We start from the raw sequence: 21,463 nt of genomic DNA, 5'->3' as shown, positions 1-21,463 counted from the left end.
ATGATTGTGTTATAATATGGCTCAAATCAAACAGACTATTTCATATAATCGAACAATGCTGGATAAATTACGCAGTATGGCAGTTTTCACTGCAGTTGCAGAATGTGGGTCTTTCCGTCAAGCAGCTAAACGGCTGGCATTATCTCCATCCGTTGTCAGTCACCACATTAGTCAATTAGAGAATGAGCTCGATATACAACTTCTATATCGTTCAACGAGAAGTGTTGTGCTGACATCAGACGGAAAGCGTTTCTATGAATCTTGCCAATTAATGGTAGAGTCAGCAGAAAATGCATTAAGCAGTGTAACTAAAGAAAAGCCCAGTGGTAATTTTAAAATATTGGCGCCAACGCCCTTCTCTGTCGGACCATTTATGCATGATATTGCGAGATTTATCCGCTCTTACCCTGAAATTATTCTATCTGTTGAATTTGATGATACACAAAAAGATTTGATTCAAAATGGAATTGATGTCGCGATAACGTTCCAGCAACCTGCAAATTCATCTCTAATATGCCGGACACTATTTTCTGAATATTTTTGCTTATTTGCATCCCCCGAATACCTTGCTCACCATGGCCCAATTGAAACAATAGAACAGTTAAAAAATGCCGATTGGATTGGGATTCCAAACAGAAAAGAATTCACCCTTAAACATGTATCGAAAAAAAATGTTTCTGTAGAAACAAAAAACAGAATTTCAGTAAACAGTGTAACCGCATTACACCAATTAGCCTTAGATGGCATGGGAATTGTGTCTATGCCCATAATGGCTATTCATGAAGACCTAAAAAAGGGTAATTTAGTAAAGGTTCTGCCAGAATGGATAACAGAAGCAAATAGTTGTTACTTAGTGTATCCCGCCCGAGCCAGAGAGAAGTCATTCACCCGGTGTTTTATCGACTTTTTGGAAGAAAGCGTTACGGCGTTTAATCCAGAAAAAAGGCAGCAACCCACTTCACATACATAACTTTGATTTGTTTCATTTGCTAATAATTTAAAACACAGACGGTCTGAATCATTAACCCATTTTAATCCAACAGTTATATGTACTCGAAGTACGACTAAAGTACTCATCAGCACAGGCGTGTTGGTCAGAAAGGCAAGCTCATGCTAAGCCACGGAATATGAATTACTAAAAATGCACCGTCATTAAAAGCTGAGAATCTATCGGTATGATTCTCAGCTTTCCATACTATAGTCACTACAAAGTTGTGGGATCCGTTCATCCCTTACTATGATGGCGGTCTCTCATGATTCAGTAAGAATAAAATTAATTCTTGTTTGTTTTGAATAAGTCGACTGAACCCAAATAGGTCTTGACTCGAGCACTGAACCCGAGGAGCAATCCCCCCGCCAGACCGAGCAGGTGCGCTTGAATGGCGACCGGTGCTTCAATGAGTGTCCGGGTTGCCTCTGAAGCGCCGAAATACTGCTCCCAGAGCACTTTGCCACACACGCCCGCAACCAACAGCCAGCTACTTTTCCTGCCTTGCAAAACCTCACTCAGCGCAAAGCTGGCAAACAGACCATGTAATATACCGGACAGTCCGACATAAAAATAAAGATTAGTCCAAAAAAGCCCAAGGCCGATGAATACACTCAATAGTAGTAGTTGTTGCCAGAGAACTCGGGCAGCGGGCCGAAAAATCAAGACGATTAGCCAGAGTGCAATCAGGTTCATCGCCAAGTGGGCTATATTGGTATGGGTGAAGTTTCCTGTTACGATCCGCCACCATTGACCTTGCGTGATGGCCTGTCTGTCCCAGAGCAGAATATCCGTGAGCGGAGAAATTTGAGCGAGGATACACATGAAACTGATCAGACTGAGGGTGAGATAGAAATGGGATCGCGTTATTGTATTCAATGTCAAAAAGCGCATAAGGCTTGTCTTTGCTCCACGATTGTCCCGTTGTCATCAGCGATTGAGCTTATCATCCTTCAGCATCCGACAGAAGTCCGGAAACCGACTGGGACGGCAAGTATTCTGACTTTATCATTAGAAAATGCCATGTGTTTGGTCGGAGAAAACTTCACCCAACATGAAACATTGAATGATTTATTGAGTGAAGCGCATGTTACCCATTTTGTACTGTTCCCCGGTGACGGCTCTGCTTGTGTCAGTGATATCCCGCCACCGTTATCATCACAGCGCTATCGAGTCATTCTGCTCGATGGGACGTGGAAAAAAGCTTATAAAATGTGGCAATTGTCGACGACTCTACATGGCCTTTCCAGACTGCATTTACCTGAATTTCTTCAGAGTCGTTATCGGATTCGTAAAGCCCCACGAAATAACTGCCTCTCAACCGTTGAGGCCGGATATCATCTGCTGTCAAACTGGCAACCACAGCAGGACTTCAGCCCGCTACTACAGAGCTTCGAACAGATGATCCAGTTTCAGCTCGCACAGATGCCCCCTGAAGTCAGACAGCGGTATTGATTTTTTGTGGGACACACGCCTATCTTCTTTGAGAAGAGATTTAGATAGAGGACACACACCGCTCCAACCAACTGATGAGTGTGTTGTGTTTTTCAGCATTATTTAAGTTTTTTAAATAGATTTTTTAACAGAATGCCGCCCAGATAAGGGGCAGGGGAATAATCTGTTAATCGCAGGTGTTGGAGTATGAAGAAAACCTGATCATAAGGAAGAGACTGAGGTTGAACGCTTTGTATCGATTAAGAAATATGAATGCCGATCATGCGTTTCCGTTTGAGGTGATGTTTGGCGAAGTTCAGACGTTCTGATGAACCAATCCAGAGCCTTGGCTTCTTTTCCAACGCTGTACAAAGGGTGAGAGATTCTTGTTGGGACAACGATAGCCGCGTTAAAATATTTGGCAACTGAGGTGAGATATAACCATGCTTATCTGTTCTGATTTGCCGCCCGACCCAGTCTACGAATTCAATATAATCTGTTAGCCGGAAAGGAATTGTGTGTTTCTTATCCGGATGTCCATATCCCATAAAATCAGCTAATTCTGGGATTTTTATTCTTCCTTGTTCGAGTGCAATCAGCCGTTTTTTCAGCGATGTATGTTCCGATTGTTCCGGCGTTTCAGAGATGCCGGCCCGAACCGGGTTGAGATCAACATAAGCCATGGCTGCCAGTAATGCTTTGTCATCAAGTAAAGCCTGAGATTTGAATCTCCCCTCCCAGAATCGCCCGGTGCATTGGTCTTCTTGATTCGCGAGCAGTGCAATTTCGTAATTGATTTCTTTCATCAGCCAACTGAGGGAATAGAGGCGTTGACGCCAAGCCTCTATGACTTGATCACAAGCCTCGTATTCTGCTTTAGAAGTCAAGTGACCGGACAGAAAACGTTGGATCAAAGATGGCATCTGATGCTCTGTACACCATCGTTCAACGACTTCACGTTGAGAAAGAGACAGTGCTGCTTGTTTATCAATAAAAGCGACCAGATGATAGTGATTACTCATCACAGCGTAGGCACAGATACGAATACAATAAATAGAAGATAGTGACAGAATTCGAGATTCAACCCATTCACGGCGATGTTCATACGATTGACCGCTATAGCTGTCGTATCCACATAGAAATGAGCGACGGACACAACGAGAAACGCAGTGATAATACGGAGTCACTTCAGGGCAGATGAGTTGTGAACGGGCGGTTGTCATGGGTTGAATTTAGATGATGAAACATAAGCCAATCGTGAAGGAATGAGAGAGTAAAGAGAAGTCGTGACTCGGACTATTTCGAGTGAATGCAAATTTATACCTGATTGGCCATGAAATATTTCACGGAAATAGAGAAGTGTATTTGGGTGTGTGTCCGCTGACCCTCTCAACATGAGTGTATTTGGGTGTGTGTCCGCTGACCCTCTCAACATGTGTGTCCTCGCAAGCTCGTCTCCGTAGTCCGTAAGCTATAGGCGTGTGTCCCCGTAAATTCCTCCCGTAAATTCCACACATTTGTAAACCTTTCTTACAAAAGTTGTACAAAAAAAAAATTGTACAACTTTTTAAATTGCACTATCTTAACTAATAAGTTATACGGAAATTTTTCTTGTACAACAAAAATGAGGCCAACTCATGGATGTCCAAACCGTTGCGCTGTTCTATGCTCAGCTCAACAAACACAATCTCGATACACTTCACGATATTTATCATGATGCAGTTGTGTTTGAAGATGCGGCCCATCGTATTGAGGGGGTGACCGCTCTGTCTGACTATTTCATCAAGCTCTATCAAAACGTTGAACGCTGCAATTTTACGATTCATGAGCAGTATCCGACTGACAACGGTGGATTCCTGATTTGGACCATGCATTTGCAACATCCGAAGCTGCGTCATGGTCAATTGGTGAATGTACAGGGGACGACACATCTCCGCTTTCAGGATAACAAAGTCATTTACCATCGCGATTACTTTGATTTAGGTGAAATGTTGTATGAACAGTTGCCACTCCTCGGTCGTATTATTCGTTGGATCAAGCGGAGGTTAGGACAATGAGTGGTGTCTTGATCACGGGGGCAACGTCCGGTATCGGCAAACAGTTAGCGCAAGACTATGCGCGGCAGGGATGGCAAGTGATCGCTTGCGGCAGAAATGAAAATGTACTGAATGAACTGCGTGATAAGCATGCTTCGATTACCCCGTTGCAGTTTGATTTGACTGATATTGAGCAAACACTTGCGATACTGAGTGAACTGCCGTTTACACCAATATTGTGGATCCTCAATGCCGGGGGCTGTGAATACATCGATGATGGTGTCATGGATGCGAAACTTATGGCGCGGGTGATGCAGATTAACGTGCTCGGGATGACCAATGCCATTGAGGCTATTCAGCCGCATCTCAAATCGGGCCATCGAGTCGCTTTGGTTGGCTCTATTGCCAGTGAGTTAGCACTCCCTCGCGCAGAAGCTTACGGGGCATCTAAAGCTGCGGTCGGATATCTAGCGAGAGCATTACGGCTCGACTGGGCCAGCAAAGGCATTGATGTGACTTGTATTTTTCCGGGATTTGTTGCCACGCCGCTGACCGAGAAAAATACCTTTGAGATGCCGATGATGATTTCGGTAGAAAATGCCTCTCAGTCGATTCGCCAAGGGTTAGAGAAAGGTGTTGCGAATCTTTACTTCCCGGCTCGCTTTACTTGGATCATCCGCTTGTTGGGCATGTTGCCCTATGGTTGGCAATATCAGCTCGTCAGTCGGTTTTTTGCGCCGAAAAGGATCAAACAATGAAGATTGCGATTATAGGCACCGGGGTTTCAGGGCTGACGTGTGGTTATTACCTGCATGAGCAACATGATATCACGTTGTTTGAGGCGAACGATTATATCGGTGGGCATACCGCGACTGTGGATGTCAATGTGGCTGGTCAGCACTATGCCGTCGATACCGGATTTATTGTTTATAATGACCGGACTTATCCTCATTTTATGCGCATAATGAACGAAATCGGGGTGAAAGGACTTCCGACTCAGATGAGTTTCAGTGTGCGTAATGACGCCAACGGACTTGAGTATAATGGTCACACCTTAACGACCTTATTTGCGCAGAAACGAAATTTATTGAAGCCCAGTTTTTACCGCTTCATCGGCGAAATTCTACGTTTCAACAAGCTGGCTAAAGCGGCAGCAGACAATCCCAATCAGCAGTTGCAAACCCTCGGACAGTTTCTGGCCCATCACCGTTTTTCTGATTATTTTTGTCAGAATTACATCTTACCGATGGGTGCTGCCATTTGGTCATCGACTTTGGCGGACATGCGCGCATTTCCGCTGATGTTTTTTCTGCGTTTTTTCCTCAATCACGGATTGTTGGATGTCACAGACAGACCACAGTGGTATGTGATTGAAGGCGGATCGCGGGCGTATATTGAACCGCTGACTCAAGGCTATGCGGATCGGATTCGCCTTAGTACACCGGTCAAGCAAGTAAGACGCAGTCCGCTCGGCGTCGAGGTCGAGACCGAACAAGGTGTCGAAACATTTGATGAGGTTATTTTTGCCTGTCACAGCGATCAGGCGCTTGCCATGCTTGGCGATGCCAGTCAGAGCGAAACCTCAGTCTTGTCTGCAATGACTTATCAGGCCAACGAAGTGGTGCTGCATACGGATACAAGTTTGCTTCCTAAGCGTCAATCCGCCTGGGCATCCTGGAATTACTGGTTGCATGGTCACGAGGGTGAAGAGATGAAACTCCCGTCGCTGACCTACAACATGAATATTTTGCAACACATTAAGAGTGACATAACGTTTTGTGTCACGCTCAACAGCACTGAGTATATTAACCCGGACAAGATTCTCCGACGGTTTGTTTATCATCATCCGGTTTTTACCGAATCTTCGGTTCGCGCGCAGCAGCGTAAATCAGAAATCAGTGGTGTTAATCATACTTGGTTTTGTGGTGCTTACTGGCACAACGGTTTCCATGAAGACGGGGTAAGGAGTGCACTTGATGTCATCACACAATTGCAATCCCAAGTGGTCAACAGAGACAAGGGTGTCGCATGATGACCAGCCAAATGGATGTTACACGTAGTGCATTAATGGTCGGCCATGTCCGTCACCGTCGTTTCACGCCGGTTACCCATTCGATTCGTGCTTCGTTATTTATGCCATGTATCGATCTGGATGAGTGGCCGATACTCCGGCAACAAGTGTGGGGGCTGGGGGAGCGTTGGTGGCACTGGGCACGTTTTCACCGGGCTGATTATCTGGGGGAAGGAGACTTGAAAACAGCCGTGCAGGATAAAGTGTTACAGCTCACAGGCGAGCAAGTGCGCGGCAAAGTATTCGCGGTGGTACACCTGCGTTATTTCGGTCTCTATTTCAGCCCGGTGAACTTTTACTATCTTTATGATCAGCAAGGGACTTGGCGTTACTTACTTGCAGAGGTCAGTAATACACCTTGGAATGAGCGTCACTATTACGCAGTTCCGGCAGAACGTGGTGCGCAGGGCGAGAACTGGACACACGACAAAGCTTTCCATGTTTCACCATTTAATCCTGTTGAACAGCAGTATCAATGGAAACTGAAACCATTATCGGATGCCCTGATGGTGCACTTGGCATGCTATCGGGAAACCAAGGAATTTGATGCCACACTGGCGTTAAAAGCACAGCCTTTTACCTCAAAAAGCTTGCTCAAATTGTTGATTCGGACACCGATCATGACGGTCAAGGTATTGACTGGGATTTATTGGCACGCGTTGAAGCTATGGCTCAAAGGTGCACCGTTTTACTCTCATCCCAAGTCCCGCTGACATGAGACCCATAAAAATAGTTAGGAGAACGCGCAATGTTCAATTCGCCTTCATTAGAGATGCCTAAATCACTTAAATTGTGGCAGCAAGGTGCTCGGACCATGGTGCTGAAATCCCTACGTCTGATAAAAATCGGCAGCCTGACATTAGAAGAAAATTTTGCAGGACAGGCGCGTATTTCTGATGCTGTACCACAACAGAACAGTGTGGAACAGTTTGGGTTTGCACATGACGATCAGCCACAGGCTCATATTCGAGTGAACCATCCCGAGTTTTATGCCTGTGTTCTGAAAGGCGGCAGTATTGCCGCAGCAGAAGCGTATATGGACGGTTGGTGGGACAGTCCGAACCTGACCGCTGTGACTGAACTGATGGCGCGGAATTTAAACGCACTGGATCAATTGGAAGCGCAAAGCAGCATTTTCGTCCGGACGATGCACAAAATCGGCCATTGGCTGAAACGAAACTCGATTGGACGTGCCAAGCAGAACATTGAAGCGCACTACGATTTAGGCAATGACCTGTATCAGACGTTTCTCGACCAACGGATGCTATATTCGAGCGCGCTTTATCTCAATACCAATGATTCATTGGAGCAGGCACAAATCCAGAAAATGGATCGGTTGTGTCAGCAATTACAACTGACTGCCAATGATCATGTGATTGAAATTGGCACCGGGTGGGGCGCAATGGCGATTTATATGGCGCAGCAGTATGGATGCCATGTTACGACCACCACGATTTCCGAACAGCAGTACACGTATGCGCAGGCAGAAATTGAGCGCTTGGGACTCGGTGCGCAGATTACCTTACTCAAACAAGACTACCGCTTGCTTAACGGACAGTTTGATAAACTGGTATCGATTGAGATGATTGAAGCGGTGGGGAAATCCTATCTGCCGTCTTACATCGCAAAGTGTCAGTCGCTGCTTAAACCCGGTGGTTTGATGGCGATTCAGGCGATTACCATTGCCGATCAACGCTTCGATGATTACAGTAATAACGTTGATTTTATTCAGAAATATATCTTTCCCGGTGGCTTTTTACCTTCCATCACCGTGCTGACCCAAATGGCGACGCGTCACACCGATTTTGTTGTTCGCGATGTGTTTGATCTGGGGCTCGACTACGCACGGACGCTGGCTGACTGGCGTCGCCGTTTTGAATCATCACTAGATAAAGTGAAGTCACTGGGATATGACGAACGTTTTGTCCGCATGTGGCGTTACTATCTGTGTTACTGCGAAGGCGGTTTCAAAGCGCGTACTATCAGCACCATCCATATGACATTACAACGGGGACAATGATGCGCAGTTTTCTGCTGGTTTCACTATGGTTTGAAGCGATTTGGCTACTCGCCGTATTGGGACAGGCGCGTTTGCAGTGGGTCACCGTTGGGTTGGTGACCGTCACGATGGCGTATACTGCATTACGCTATCCGTTGGTTCTCAGCCGCATCATTGCTGTGGCAGCTATCGGTATCACATTAGATTACATCAATCTATATAGCGGATTATTTGCCTTTCCCACACCCTATCTGCCGATCTGGCTGATCGGGTTGTGGTTTGCCTTTGCTTGGTTCGCCAGCTTTGCCATACCGGCCGTCAGCCACTTACCGCCTTTACTTATTTTTAGCGCAACGGCACTCGGTGGGGCACTGAGTTACTGGGCGGGCTATCGGTTTGGTGCCGTACACTTTGAATGGCCTGTTTTAGGAGCGGTGTGTGTCCTGTTTTGGGAATGGTTCGGATTGTCTCTGTTACTGATGAAGGTATTTAGGAATGCAAACGCCACATTTAACCGCGACACTCTCTCTGATCGCGATCCTCTGGACCGCCACCGCTAACGGGACAGACATTCAGGGGAAGTCATCCAAACCGTGGACCGACTGGCCGATTGTCGGTCAGGCAATGTTGTCTTGGCTGTGGTTTGATATTTATTCATCACAGCTGCGTACACCGGATGGTCACTACGAACAAGTACAGCGGGATGTCGCACCGCATCCCTTGGCATTAGAGCTTCGGTATTTACGTGATATCAGTAGCAAAGAATTGCTTGAGGAAACCCAAGCGCAGTGGGACAGGTTGGGTTATGACCCGGCGCAATCGGACGCGTGGCTAACGGTGTTGGCTGAAATGATGCCCAGTGTTAAAACGGGAGAGCGTCTGGCATATGTCTCCGATGGTCGTTCAGGGCAGCTGTATTACTTTCCCCTGCAAGGGCAGCAACGTCTGCTCGGCAAAGTCGAGAATAAACAGCTGAATGATGCATTTTTGTCGATTTGGCTGTCACCGCAAGCTGAGTATCCGAAACTTCGCAATCAATTAATAGGTATAAAACCATGAGACGTATACTGAAAGTTTTGTCGCTGGTGATGTTAGTGCTTATTGTCGGTTGTTCAGCCGACCTAAAAGAGTATCAGGCCAGCCAACCCGCTTTTGATCTGTTTGGTTATTTTCAGGGAGAGACCCATGCATGGGGGATGGTACAGGATTATAGCGGCAAGCAAACTCGCCGCTTTGAGGTCAAAATTAAAGGGACAGTCACCGGTGAGACGCTGACCTTAGTGGAAGATTTTGTCTTTCACGACGGTGAAAAAAATCAGCGCATCTGGACGATTACCCGCAGTGCCGACGGACATTATGAAGGACGAGCTGACGATATCATTGGCGTCGCGACAGGGCAGGAAATGGGGAATGCGTTACAGTGGCAATACGACTTTTTGCTCAAAATGGACGACAGTGAAATCAAAGTGTCCTTCGATGATTGGCTGTTCCGTCAGGACGAAAAACACCTGTTTAATGTCACCAGTATTCGCAAGTTCGGCTTGGAAGTCGGACGTATTACACTGTTTTTTGCAAAGTAACCTTGCTTCGGAAAATTACATGAGTGATGGATTCAATCCCACGCCAAGATAACGTGTTAGTGCTACGATTTTTCGTGTGTCCTCCTTAATCTCTCTCATAGTCATTCAATCAATGAAGGTGCCTGTCCCGCTAATTTCTTGTCCTTGTAAGGAAGAGTGTCCCCGCAAGCATAATTTCGCGCGTGTGTCCTCGTAAGGAAGCGCCAACGATTGACGGTGAAGGACGGTGTCTGTCCCCGTAATTTCTTGTTCCCGTAATTTTTAACCAATCACCTGTTTAATGACCTCGGCAATTTCGCGGCGGCTGTGGTCTTCCAATACGTGGTGGCCGTCTGCAATGCACTGTTTTCCCGCGACAAACACGTCTTTAATCAGGTTGTCATGACAGGCAAATAGCCAGCGGTTGATGAGGTCTGGTGTCTGACTTGCCATTAACAGGGGATGTGTGTCACCCAATACCATTAAGTCAGCCCGGCATCCGACAGAGAGCCCTAATTGAATGCCGCAAGCTTGATTACCACCGTTTAATGCTTGGGTATAGAGGTGATCGCCAACATGATTTTGTGACTGGCTGTAGAGACGGTTCCGCTGTTGGTCACGCAGCCGCTGGCTATATTCCAGCAGGCGTAATTCCTCTGTAGCAGACAAACAGACATGACTATCTGAACCGATACTCCACTGACCGCCAGCCTGAGTAAATTCTACCCCGGGGAAAATACCATCACCCAGATTGGCTTCAGTGGTCGGACATAAACCAACCACGGCACCACTGTCAGCGATCATCTGAATCTCGTTATGGCTGAGATGGGTGGCATGAATCAGGCACCAGTGTTCATTGAAACCGATATGATTGTGCAGCCACTCGACTGGCCGTTGTTGGCTCCAGTTCAGGCAATCGGTGACTTCCTTTTGCTGCTCCGCGATGTGAATGTGGATGGGCTGTCCGTGGTCAAGGGCTGCCAGTACCTCTTGGATCTGCTGTTGATTCACGGCTCGTAAAGAATGAAAGCAGATCCCCAGCCGATGGCGGCTATGGGCGTGTGTCCCCGTAAGCGCTGCTCCTTCCAGCTCACTGGCAAGCTGCTGTTGCAGTTGCAGGTAACTGTCTGATGAATGGATGAAGCGCGCCTGTCCTTGATTGGGTGCCTGTCCCCCAAAACCGGCATAACTGTACAGGGCCGGCAGCAGGGTCATGCCGATCCCCGTGCGGTCAGCAGCATGCAGAAGTTGGTGGGCCATTTCAGCAGGATCGCGGTAAGGTTTACCGGCCGGGTCATGGTGGAGATAGTGGAATTCACCGACCTGAGTATAACCGGCTTTGAGCATATCAATATATAACTGGGTTGCGATGACGTGAACTTGTTGCGGGGAGAGTCGTCCGACGATTTTGTACATTAAATCACGCCAGCTCCAGAAGCTGTCATCTGGGTTGAGGCTGACTTCTGCCATGCCTGCCATGACACGCTGAAAGGCGTGGGAATGCACATTGGCAAGAGTCGGCAGCACCGGGCCTTGCAGATGCTGCGCGCCATCTACTGGGGTGGTATTAGCCGTGACCTGAGCAAAGTGACCCTCAACAATCTCAAACAGCACATTGTGCTGCCAGCCGGTCGGGAGCCATGCCAGCTCAGCAAACAGAAAAATGCTGTTTGATTGGCTTCTTTGTGGAGTGTCTTGCTGAGTTCCTTGCTGGCTTGTCATCGCGTCTGTCCTTGTTACTGATCGCTCGCTACTGTGCGCGTGTGTCCTCGTTACCGATGTTCGGGAGTCTAGCAGAGTTTATCTTGTCTATACAAGTCATGTTATTGTCTATGCCTGTCCTGTTAAGTGGTTCATTTTTCCGCTATAATCCGGTCTTTATACTGCCAGTGGATAGCTGTAAATCGATGGAAAACTCAACCACCCAGATGATGTACCACTTGTCGCAACTGATTGATGACGCACCCGGCCCTATCTATGCCAAAGTGAAACAAGCAATTTGTCGTCAGATTGATACCGGAGAATGGCAACCGGATCAGCGAGTCCCGTCTGAGTCAGAGATGGTCAAAGCTTTGAATGTCAGTCGCATGACTGTCAATCGTGCGCTGCGGGAACTGACCGATGAAGGGGTTTTGCTTCGTCAGCAGGGGGTCGGTACCTTTGTCGCAAGGAAAAAATCCCATTCAGCGCTGTTTGAGGTACACAATATTGCTGATGAGATCGCCAGTCGCGGTCACCGTCATCATGCCGAGCTGATTGAAATCACACTGGCAAAGGCGACCATGGAAGAAGCGATGAATCTTGGTGTGCGCACCAATCATCGGATTTTTCGTGCCACGATTCTTCACTTCGAGAATGATCTGCCGATTCAAATCGAGTATCGCGTGGTCAATGCGGAGCTTGCCCCGGATTATGATCAGCAGGATTTTCAGCACAATGGCGCTTACCATTATTTGATGAAAGTGGCCCCGATGACCGAAGGTGAACACTTGGTTGAGGCGGTGCTTGCTTCTCCGGCAGAATGTGCCTTACTGCAAATTGACCCCTCAGAACCATGCTTACAGATCAAGCGTCGCACATGGTGCCGGGAACAACTGGTCACCAATGCCCGTCTGATTTCTCCGGGGTCGAGGTTCCAGTTATTCGGTCACTTCGAGCAATAGTAAAACTGAACAGTTTTTGACAGGTGTGTAGGATTTAACTGTCTGTTGGTGATTGGTTTATTGATCTGAGCAAGGGAGCCCCCTTGCTTTTTTTATGTGCTTTTTGTGATAACTCTTATAAAGAAAAACTTGCGCAGATGACGGTTTACTTTTATTGTTTGGTTAACTTGTATAGACATGTAATGTCATGATAAGCCGTATAGGCGTCAGACTAAAAGCGTACGTGATGGAGAACAGCAGCTCATGCCCGAATTAACCTTACACCCCGGAAAGCTTACGCTCAGTGAGTTACGACAAATCAGCCGGGAGCCGGTCAAAATCTCACTCGACGGACAGGCTATTGCCGCGATTGATGCCAGTACCGAGGTGGTGAATCGAGTGATCGTCGAAGACCAAGCGGTTTACGGAATTAATACCGGATTTGGTTTATTGGCCAATACGCGGATTGCCGCTGAAGATTTAGATGAATTGCAGCGCAGCATTGTGTTGTCTCATGCCGCCGGGATCGGGGAGTTCATGCAGGACGCCACCGTTCGCCTGATGATGGTACTCAAAGTCAACAGCCTTGCTCGCGGCTATTCCGGTATTCGCCTGAGTGTGATTGAAGCGATGATCACCCTTATTAACAAAGAAATTTATCCGTGTGTCCCGCAAAAGGGCTCGGTCGGTGCATCGGGTGATTTAGCCCCGCTTGCCCATATGAGTGCGGTGCTGCTCGGTGAAGGACAGGCGCGTTATAAAGGGGAGGTCATTTCCGGTCAGGCTGCATTGGCGATTGCGGGAATGGAACCGATCAAATTAGCGCCCAAAGAAGGGCTTGCGTTACTGAACGGGACACAAGCATCCACGGCATTTGCGCTTGAGGGGCTGTTTGCGGCGGAAGATCTCTATGCCTCGGCCATGGTTTGTGGTGCGTTGTCAGTGGAAGCTGCACTGGGTAGCCGGCGTCCGTTCGATGAGCGGATTCATGCCGTGCGCGGCCATCAAGGTCAGATGGATGCGGCTGCGGCCTACCGACACCTGCTGACGGAGCAAAGTGAACTGGGTGAATCACATGCCAATTGTGAAAAAGTGCAAGACCCATACTCACTGCGCTGTCAGCCTCAGGTGATGGGGGCCTGCTTAACGCAGATCCGCCACGCCGCAAGTACGTTGCTGGTTGAGGCAAACGCGGTATCGGATAACCCACTGGTATTTGCTGAGCAGGGGGATATTGTCTCGGGAGGGAATTTTCATGCCGAACCGGTGGCATTTGCGGCGGATAATCTGGCACTTGCCATTGCTGAAATCGGCAGCCTGTCAGAACGACGGATGGCGCTGCTCATCGATAGTCATCTGAGTAAGCTACCGCCATTTTTGGTCGAAAACGGTGGTGTTAACTCCGGCTTTATGATTGCGCAGGTCACTTCGGCAGCACTTGCCAGCGAAAATAAAACCTTTGCTCATCCGGCATCGGTCGATAGCCTGCCAACCTCGGCCAATCAGGAAGATCATGTTTCTATGGCAACCTTTGCTGCACGACGGCTCAAAGATATGGCGGAAAATACCCGCGGTATTCTTGCTGTTGAAATACTGGCAGCGGTGCAGGGGCTGGACTTCCGCGCCCCGTTGAAATCAACGGAACGACTGGAGCAAGCCCGCGCTGATCTTCGTGCCCGCGTACCGTTCTACGATAAAGATCGCTATTTCGCGGCAGATATCGAGAAAGCTAACGGTCTGTTAGCAGAAGCGGCACATAATGAATTGATGCCCGCCGGTTTACTCCCAAGTGTCACAAGTGATTATCATGAATGAACAACTGAATTTTGATTCACTATGGTACGGTTTTCATGCCGCGACCATGGTGAATGGTCAATATAGTGCTATCGAAAATGCTGCGATTGGCGTCCGGGACGGGCGAATTGCATGGATTGGCCCTCAAGGTGATTTACCTGCCTATCATACTGCGCAAGAACACCACCTTCATGGCGGATGGGTTACGCCCGGCTTAGTTGATTGTCACACCCATTTGGTTTTCGGTGGTAATCGCGCCCATGAGTTTGAACAGCGGCTCAACGGGGTCAGTTATCAGGCGATTGCTCAGAGTGGCGGCGGCATTGCAGCGTCGGTGCACGCCACTCGTCAAGCGACCCCGGAACAGTTGTTTATTTCTGCATCTCGACGGCTGAAATCTCTGATGCGCGATGGGGTAACGACGCTGGAAATTAAATCCGGTTACGGCCTCTCGACCGAACACGAAGTGAAGATGCTGGAAGTCGCACGGCGACTGGCGGAACACTATCCGGTTGATATTCGTACCACCTGTCTGGCCGCTCATGCTGTGCCACCCGAATATCAGGGGCGTACCGATGCTTATATCGATTATCTGTGTGATGAATTATTGCCGGAAATTGCGCAACGTGGTCTGGCAGATGCAGTGGATGCGTTTTGTGAAACCATTGCATTCAGTCCTGAGCAGGTGGAACGCTATTTTCAAACCGCTCACGCTTTCGGGATGCCGGTGAAACTCCATGCAGAGCAGTTGTCGTCGCAGGGGGGAGCAACTCTTGCGGCGCGTTTTCAGGCACTGTCTGCGGATCATTTGGAGTTTATGACGGAAGGGGATGTCGCTGCGATGCGTGAGTCCGGTACTGTTGCGGTGCTGTTGCCGGGGGCCTATTTCACCTTGAAAGAAACTCAGCGTCCTCCCGTGGATTTGCTGCGTCGCTATCAGGTGCCGATGGCGGTTGCCACCGATATTAATCCCGGCACATCTCCGGTACTTTCACTGCGCCTGATGATGAATATGGCTTGTACGCTGTTTGGCCTGACTCCGGAAGAAGCTTTGGCCGCAACCACCATCCATGCCGCACGTGCTTTGGGATTAACTGAAACTCACGGACAACTGAGTGTCGGCAAGGTCGCCGATTTTGTCTGCTGGGATGTGGAAAGTCCCGGAGAACTCAGTTACTGGTTGGGCGGCGACCTGTTGAAAACACGCGTTAAAAAGGGAGAGAACAGTCATGTCGATACCCATTGAGCAACCATTTCATTTTCGTCAGGGGCAGAGCCCGCTGTTGGTCAGTATGCCCCACTGTGGGACTGCGCTGCTGCCGGGGATGGCAAATCAACTGACCCCTGAGGCTCAGGCGCTGCCGGATACCGACTGGTACTTACCTGAATTGTATGATTTTCTGGCAGAGATGGATGTCAGTATCATTCAAGCTCACTATTCTCGTTATGTGGTCGATCTCAATCGTCCGATTGATGACCAGCCACTATATACCAGTAAAACCACAGGCCTGTTTCCTGACATCTTATTCTCTGGTAACTCGGTGTTTGTCGAGGGGGCTGGCTTTGATGAAGTGACTCAAGCCCGGATTAAAGCAGAAGTCTGGCAGCCTTATCATCAACAAATCACGGCAACACTCGCACAGATTCGGGAGCGACATGGTTACGCGATCCTGTTTGATGCGCACAGTATTGCTGCCCGGGTGCCGATGTTGTTTGACGGTACGCTGCCGGATTTTAACCTTGGGAACAATGCCGGGCTTGCCTGTTCTCCGGTCTTACTGAATCAGGTGGCTAAACTGGTTGAGCAAAGTCCGTATAGCCATGTATGCAACGGGCGGTTCAAAGGGGGATACATCACCCGTCAATACGGGCAGCCCTCGGCGCAGATTCATGCGCTGCAACTGGAGCTTTCTCAAGCCACCTACCTCGCCGATGAGACTCAGACAACTGCATCAGACTATCAACTGGATCCGGCGAAACTGCAACGGGTTCGGCCCGTTCTGCAACAGTTGATTCAATCACTGTTGGCGCATGGTCATCCCTCGGATGAAGCACAATAAAGATTGAAGCAGGGAACACATGAAGGACAATGATATGACATTTAAAGCCAAAATCTTAGCCGGGATTCCGGATATCCTGCCGCCCAAGCGCGAACGCAATGAGAACCTCAGTCATGCACCGAAAAGAAAAGCGATTCTGAGCCGGGAAGAGAAAATCCTCGCGGTCAGAAATGCGCTGCGCTATTTCGATCAACGGCATCATGCGGAATTAGCACCGGAATTTTACGAAGAGCTGGAGACCTATGGCCGGATTTATATGTATCGTCTGATGCCGGATTATCCCATCACCGCGCGCTCGATTGATGCGTTTCCGCATCAGTCAAAGCAGGCTGCCGCAATTATGCTGATGCTCAGTAATAACCTTGACGAAGCGGTGGCGCAGCACCCGCAGGAACTGATTACCTATGGTGGTAATGGCGCGGTGTTTTCCAACTGGGCACAGTATCGTCTCACCATGAAATATCTGGCAGAAATGACCGATGAACAGACACTGGTGCTCTATTCCGGTCATCCGATGGGGCTGTATCCGTCACATCCCGATGCACCGCGGGTGGTGGTGACCAACGGCATGATGATTCCCAACTATTCAAAACCGGATGACTGGGAAAAATTTAATGCATTAGGGGTGACGCAATACGGTCAGATGACGGCAGGCTCGTTTATGTATATCGGTCCGCAAGGTATTGTCCATGGCACGACGATTACGGTGATGAATGCGGTGCGGATGAAACGTGACCGGGATCCGAATCAGCTACCACTGTTTGTGACTTCAGGGCTAGGCGGGATGAGTGGCGCACAGCCCAAGGCAGCGGTGATTGCGCAAACCATCGGGGTTGTGGCTGAAATCAATCCCAAAGCCGCTTATAAACGCCACGAACAGGGATGGGTCGATGAAGTTCACCCTGAGCTCGACGCACTGATCGCACGGATCAAGCAGGCGCAAATCGATAATCAGCCGGTTTCTCTGGCCTATCTGGGCAATATTGTTGACCTGTGGGAACGACTGGCCGCAGAAGATATCCACATCGATTTAGGTTCAGACCAGACCTCACTGCACAATCCATGGGCGGGGGGCTATTATCCGGTCGGTTATAGTTTTGAACAATCCAATGCCATGATGGCCAACGAGCCGGAACAGTTCCGTGCCGCGGTACAGGCAACCTTGAAGCGCCATGTGGCGGCGATTAATCAATTGACCGCTAAAGGAATGTATTTCTTTGATTACGGTAATGCGTTTCTGTTGGAGGCGAGCCGGGCAGGGGCTGATATTCTCAAGGCCGATGGTTCATTTAAGTACCCGTCTTATGTAGAAGATATTATGGGGCCGATGTGCTTTGATTACGGCTTCGGGCCTTTCCGCTGGGTGTGTTCATCATCGGATCCGCACGACTTGGCGGTCACCGACCAGATTGCCGCAGAGGTTCTGGAAGACATGCATCAACAGGCGCCGGCAGAGATTCGTCAGCAGATTGCCGATAATCTGTCATGGATTCGGCAGGCTGAACAGAACAATCTCGTTGTCGGCTCACAAGCGCGGATTTTATATGCCGATGCCGAAGGGCGGATGCGTATTGCGGCTGCCTTCAATCAGGCGGTCAACAGCGGTAAAATTTCTGCCCCGGTGATTCTCGGACGCGATCATCATGATGTGTCCGGTACCGACTCACCGTATCGGGAAACGTCCAATATTTATGACGGTTCGCGCTTTACCGCAGATATGGCGATTCACAATGTTATCGGCGATGCGTTTCGCGGAGCTACGTGGGTCAGCATCCATAATGGCGGCGGTGTCGGCTGGGGGGAAGTTATCAATGGTGGTTTCGGCATGGTTTTAGATGGCTCCGAGGCGTGTGATACCCGGCTGAAATCAATGCTCCACTGGGATGTCAACAATGGGATTTCGCGGCGCAGCTGGGCCAGAAATGAAGGGGCGATGTTTGCCATTCAACGGGCAATGGCGCTTGAACCGCGGCTTAAAGTGACCATTCCGGAGCAAGCCGATGACGCGCTGTTGAATGCCGTGGTGAAATCATAGTCGTGAAATAACAGCAGGGCACCCAGCCGCTGAGATCGTAATATTGAGAGCCACGAATTTTAGATCTAATCACAAGCGCCGCAATTGCGGCGCTTGTTGACTGCAGTGACCCAACTGGTGCAATAAGCGAGGATTCACCCTGAAATTTTATCGAAAGTGGTGGTACAGCTTTCGCAGAACACATCCATAAACACCGCGACTTCGGGCATGGTGGCGGTCAGTTTCTCAATTGTCCCGTCGAGCCCTTCTTTAACATGCACAAACTCATCATTGTGAAAGCGTAACTCATTCAATGTCTTGATATAAGCAGCCAGAATATCGGCGGCTTTGACAATCGTTTTATACTCGGCATCCACATGTTTCTGCACCAGTAAACCGGTGAACTCGTCACGCAGATCTTCCGGCAGGGTATCCAGACATTCCTGCTCGGCAATATCTTCCAGTTTTTTAAAGGCCGCGGTAAATTCCGGGCTATGGTACTTGGTTTTGGAATTGATATCCTGCAGCTTGGTTTCTGATATCTCATGATAAATCGCAATCACCGCCGCTCTTTCCGGATTCAGGTTACCGCCAAAACGTTTATTTTTAATCACGGCCAGCAAATGCGCGATCACGGCAACCTGATGTGAATGTTCAGAAACGTTCTCTTCCTGAAAGCAATGCATTAGTGCCCAGCGTTTGATCAGCGGCATGCGCGTCACCCACGCCATGAACGTACTTTGTTTTTTCTTCACAGAATTACCCCTTTACTGCCCGGTTATACATACTGATGAGAGCATCATATGTTGGCTATGGTACATGATTTGAGTGACGTACGTCTCACGGTGTTTAATAAAATGTGTTTAACAAAAAAGAGAAAAGCCTATTGGGGCTTATTCTGTCCATCATGGTGAAATACACAGATCAGCATCGTTCTCATCGTCTTGAACAACTTTAAATATGAAATTAATTGCTATGTTGTTATATTTTAAATATTGACTTCGAATAAATAATCAATGTTTTTTGTTAAAAATGGTGTGTCAAATTTGAGAACAATATTGCTATTGATTTTTTTATAACCTAAAATCCGTCCCCAATAAAAAAAACAATAAATCCCACTTATTGGGATTATATTAATGCTAGGTTGTTCCCTGAATGAAAAGACGTCATTTTCAGTGGTTGATGTTGTCTCAATCTTTATTCCTTGCCTGTTGTATTTATTTTGTTTCTTTTGCTGCCTATAGCAATAATGGCACTGTTCCTATTTTTTCTCCTGCGACGCAGGCGAGTATTGAGCAGGAGCAGCGAGAGCGCCTGCAAGAGATTGAACAGGCCAAACGATCCGTGCAGCAACTCAATGCGTTGCCGACGTTACCGGCACCTGAGACCACGCAGACACAGCAGTGTTTTCCTGTACAACAGATTGTTTTTTCAGGCAATACTGTATTTTCTAGTCAGCAATTATTGGCTTTGATTGATTTCAAACCGGGTTGTCAGGGACTGCCACAAATTAATGAATATCTGTGCGTGATTACCAATGGATATATCGGGGCCGGATATGTCACGTCGCGGGCTTATTTAGTCCCTCAGGATCTCAGCAGCGGTCAATTAAAAATTGTTATTCTCGAAGGTAAACTGGAAGCGCTGAAATTGAATGGTCGGGTGGAAGGATTTCTGAATAATGCTTTTCCGGGGTTAATTGATCATCTATTTAACCTGCGTGAAATCGAGCAAGGTCTCGACCAAATAAACCGCCTGTCCCGTTATAATGCCCAAATTAAAATCAGACCGGGCACCAGACAGGGATACAGTATTGTTGATATTCAGAGTGACACGCGATTTTGGGGGAATACCTCTGTCGGTGTTGAAAACTCCGGTCAGAAATCAACGGGTGAAACCCAATTTCGTTACGCCCTCAATGCTGAAAATATTATCGATGCACTCGATCAGTGGTCTTTATCCGGCAGCCGGAGTCTTGATCCGCCGACCGGGCATGCCTCGGAAAGTATGAGCTTGAGTCTGGATATTCCTTACGGGCGCTGGAATACCAATTACCGCACCACCTACAGCCATTATGAAAGTGGTTTTGTCAGCAATGACTATGTGTTCGGTACTTCGGGTAAAACCAACAGCCATGATGTGACGCTGAAACGGCTGCTGGCGCGCGATGCTGAAAGTAAGTCTTTTGTGACGGTCGGACTGAGTCACCGTCGCGAAAAAAACTATCTGATGGACAGCCTCATCATTGCCAGCTCACGCAATTTGTCATCGGCTTATGTGGGGCTTGATTACAGCGCCCGGCTCGGCTCGGGCTTTCTGACCGTATCACCGCGGCTGACCATGGGCTCAGACCTGTTCGGTGGTGAGCGCAATCAAGCGAGTTTTCCCAAAGCACAGTTTCGTAAAGGGACACTCACCGCCAGTTATACCCAGCCGTTTCAGTCCGGCCCGGTGTTCACCAGTACCCTGTTTGCCCAGTGGAGTAACGACACGCTTTATACCAGCCAGCGCGTGAGTATCGGTGGTGAGTATTCGGTGCGCGGGTTTAAAGATGTCTCGATCAGCGGTGATGAAGGTTACTACTGGCGCAATGATCTCAGTTATTCACTGGGCACACTGCCGTATATCGGTCAGATCAGCGCTCAGTGGGCCGTTGATACCGGGTCAATTGTCCGGGATAAAAATGATGAGCTGGAGCGAGGCTCGCTGATGGGCACCAGTCTCGCGATCCAGACCCGGAGCAGCCGGGTCAGCAGCAGTATTGCCATCGCCACGCCACTGGACTCTCCCGGTGTGCTGGATGCGGATCACTATATCGTCAATTACCGTCTGAATATCGCAATTTAAGCAGTAAAGGGATCAAGAA

At 48.5% G+C, this 21,463-nt stretch carries 20 protein-coding genes; 16 read left to right on the top strand and 4 right to left on the bottom strand.

The window, feature by feature from the left end:
• Positions 1-16: 16 nt before the first annotated feature.
• Entirely contained in the window at positions 17-970 is a 954-nt protein-coding gene (locus AC55NX_RS02515) for a LysR family transcriptional regulator (protein ID WP_496994315.1), read from the top strand.
• A gap of 303 nt (positions 971-1,273) precedes the next feature.
• On the opposite strand, the gene rrtA is transcribed toward AC55NX_RS02515, so the two are convergent.
• The gene (gene rrtA, locus AC55NX_RS02510) at positions 1,274-1,882 is read right to left on the bottom strand and encodes a rhombosortase (protein WP_496994314.1); all 609 of its coding nucleotides are present in this window, start codon (positions 1,880-1,882) and stop codon (positions 1,274-1,276) included.
• Between rrtA and AC55NX_RS02505 the strand changes: the two genes are divergently transcribed.
• The gene (locus tag AC55NX_RS02505) at positions 1,844-2,443 is read left to right on the top strand and encodes a tRNA-uridine aminocarboxypropyltransferase (RefSeq protein ID WP_496994313.1); all 600 of its coding nucleotides are present in this window, start codon (positions 1,844-1,846) and stop codon (positions 2,441-2,443) included. The two genes, rrtA and AC55NX_RS02505, sit on opposite strands and share 39 nt — an antisense overlap.
• Positions 2,444-2,682: 239 nt before the next feature.
• Here the strand turns inward: AC55NX_RS02505 and AC55NX_RS02500 are convergent, their stop codons facing one another.
• Entirely contained in the window at positions 2,683-3,645 is a 963-nt protein-coding gene (locus AC55NX_RS02500) for a transposase (protein ID WP_496994312.1), read from the bottom strand.
• A gap of 414 nt (positions 3,646-4,059) precedes the next feature.
• On the opposite strand from AC55NX_RS02500, the gene AC55NX_RS02495 reads away from it, so the two are divergent.
• Genes AC55NX_RS02495 through AC55NX_RS02460 form a run of 8 tightly spaced genes read left to right on the top strand, consistent with a single transcriptional unit; the run spans position 4,060 to position 10,108 of the window.
• Entirely contained in the window at positions 4,060-4,479 is a 420-nt protein-coding gene (locus AC55NX_RS02495; RefSeq protein ID WP_496994311.1) for a nuclear transport factor 2 family protein, read from the top strand.
• A complete protein-coding gene (locus AC55NX_RS02490; RefSeq protein ID WP_496994310.1) occupies positions 4,476-5,216 on the top strand; it encodes an SDR family oxidoreductase in 741 nt (246 codons plus the stop codon). Before AC55NX_RS02495 ends, AC55NX_RS02490 begins: the two co-directional genes overlap by 4 nt.
• On the top strand, positions 5,213-6,490 hold the full coding sequence (locus AC55NX_RS02485; protein ID WP_496994309.1) for an NAD(P)/FAD-dependent oxidoreductase: 1,278 nt from the start codon (positions 5,213-5,215) through the stop codon (positions 6,488-6,490). Before AC55NX_RS02490 ends, AC55NX_RS02485 begins: the two co-directional genes overlap by 4 nt.
• Positions 6,487-7,242 carry a DUF1365 domain-containing protein gene (locus tag AC55NX_RS02480; RefSeq protein ID WP_496994308.1) on the top strand — a complete coding sequence of 252 codons (756 nt, stop codon included), beginning with the start codon at positions 6,487-6,489 and terminating at the stop codon, positions 7,240-7,242. Before AC55NX_RS02485 ends, AC55NX_RS02480 begins: the two co-directional genes overlap by 4 nt.
• A 35-nt stretch (positions 7,243-7,277) precedes the next feature.
• Positions 7,278-8,549 carry a class I SAM-dependent methyltransferase gene (locus AC55NX_RS02475; RefSeq protein ID WP_496994307.1) on the top strand — a complete coding sequence of 424 codons (1,272 nt, stop codon included), beginning with the start codon at positions 7,278-7,280 and terminating at the stop codon, positions 8,547-8,549.
• A complete protein-coding gene (locus AC55NX_RS02470) occupies positions 8,546-9,088 on the top strand; it encodes a DUF2878 domain-containing protein (RefSeq protein ID WP_496994306.1) in 543 nt (180 codons plus the stop codon). The genes AC55NX_RS02475 and AC55NX_RS02470 overlap by 4 nt, the downstream gene beginning before the upstream one ends.
• A complete protein-coding gene (locus AC55NX_RS02465; RefSeq protein WP_496994305.1) occupies positions 9,024-9,587 on the top strand; it encodes a chalcone isomerase family protein in 564 nt (187 codons plus the stop codon). Before AC55NX_RS02470 ends, AC55NX_RS02465 begins: the two co-directional genes overlap by 65 nt.
• On the top strand, positions 9,584-10,108 hold the full coding sequence (locus AC55NX_RS02460; RefSeq protein ID WP_496994304.1) for a DUF3833 domain-containing protein: 525 nt from the start codon (positions 9,584-9,586) through the stop codon (positions 10,106-10,108). Before AC55NX_RS02465 ends, AC55NX_RS02460 begins: the two co-directional genes overlap by 4 nt.
• Positions 10,109-10,369: 261 nt before the next feature.
• Here the strand turns inward: AC55NX_RS02460 and AC55NX_RS02455 are convergent, their stop codons facing one another.
• Positions 10,370-11,809: a formimidoylglutamate deiminase gene (locus AC55NX_RS02455; RefSeq protein WP_496994303.1), complete on the bottom strand. Its 1,440-nt coding sequence runs from the start codon at positions 11,807-11,809 to the stop codon at positions 10,370-10,372.
• Between AC55NX_RS02455 and hutC the strand changes: the two genes are divergently transcribed.
• The 5 genes from hutC (at position 11,773) to hutU (ending at position 18,618) form a co-directional block, all read left to right on the top strand.
• On the top strand, positions 11,773-12,750 hold the full coding sequence (gene hutC, locus AC55NX_RS02450; protein ID WP_496994302.1) for a histidine utilization transcriptional repressor HutC: 978 nt from the start codon (positions 11,773-11,775) through the stop codon (positions 12,748-12,750). The two genes, AC55NX_RS02455 and hutC, sit on opposite strands and share 37 nt — an antisense overlap.
• A 243-nt stretch (positions 12,751-12,993) precedes the next feature.
• The gene (gene hutH / locus AC55NX_RS02445; RefSeq protein WP_496994301.1) at positions 12,994-14,544 is read left to right on the top strand and encodes a histidine ammonia-lyase; all 1,551 of its coding nucleotides are present in this window, start codon (positions 12,994-12,996) and stop codon (positions 14,542-14,544) included.
• Positions 14,537-15,769 carry an imidazolonepropionase gene (gene hutI / locus AC55NX_RS02440; RefSeq protein WP_496994300.1) on the top strand — a complete coding sequence of 411 codons (1,233 nt, stop codon included), beginning with the start codon at positions 14,537-14,539 and terminating at the stop codon, positions 15,767-15,769. Before hutH ends, hutI begins: the two co-directional genes overlap by 8 nt.
• Positions 15,753-16,583, top strand: coding sequence for an N-formylglutamate deformylase (hutG, locus tag AC55NX_RS02435; RefSeq protein WP_496994299.1), 831 nt, complete (start codon positions 15,753-15,755; stop codon positions 16,581-16,583). Before hutI ends, hutG begins: the two co-directional genes overlap by 17 nt.
• Before the next feature lie 34 nt (positions 16,584-16,617).
• Positions 16,618-18,618, top strand: coding sequence for a urocanate hydratase (hutU, locus tag AC55NX_RS02430; RefSeq protein ID WP_496994298.1), 2,001 nt, complete (start codon positions 16,618-16,620; stop codon positions 18,616-18,618).
• A 134-nt stretch (positions 18,619-18,752) separates the two neighbouring features.
• On the opposite strand, the gene yfbR is transcribed toward hutU, so the two are convergent.
• Positions 18,753-19,352 (bottom strand): 5'-deoxynucleotidase, encoded by a 600-nt coding sequence (gene yfbR, locus AC55NX_RS02425; protein ID WP_496994297.1) that lies wholly within the window; start codon positions 19,350-19,352, stop codon positions 18,753-18,755.
• Positions 19,353-19,752: 400 nt separating this feature from the next.
• On the opposite strand from yfbR, the gene AC55NX_RS02420 reads away from it, so the two are divergent.
• A complete protein-coding gene (locus tag AC55NX_RS02420; protein ID WP_496994296.1) occupies positions 19,753-21,444 on the top strand; it encodes a ShlB/FhaC/HecB family hemolysin secretion/activation protein in 1,692 nt (563 codons plus the stop codon).
• The last annotated feature ends 19 nt before the right edge of the window (positions 21,445-21,463 follow it).

The sequence above is a fragment of the Vibrio rubrogenes genome (assembly GCF_059641415.1).
Note: the sequence above shows the minus strand (reverse complement) of the source record. Positions and strands in the feature narration are given on the sequence as shown.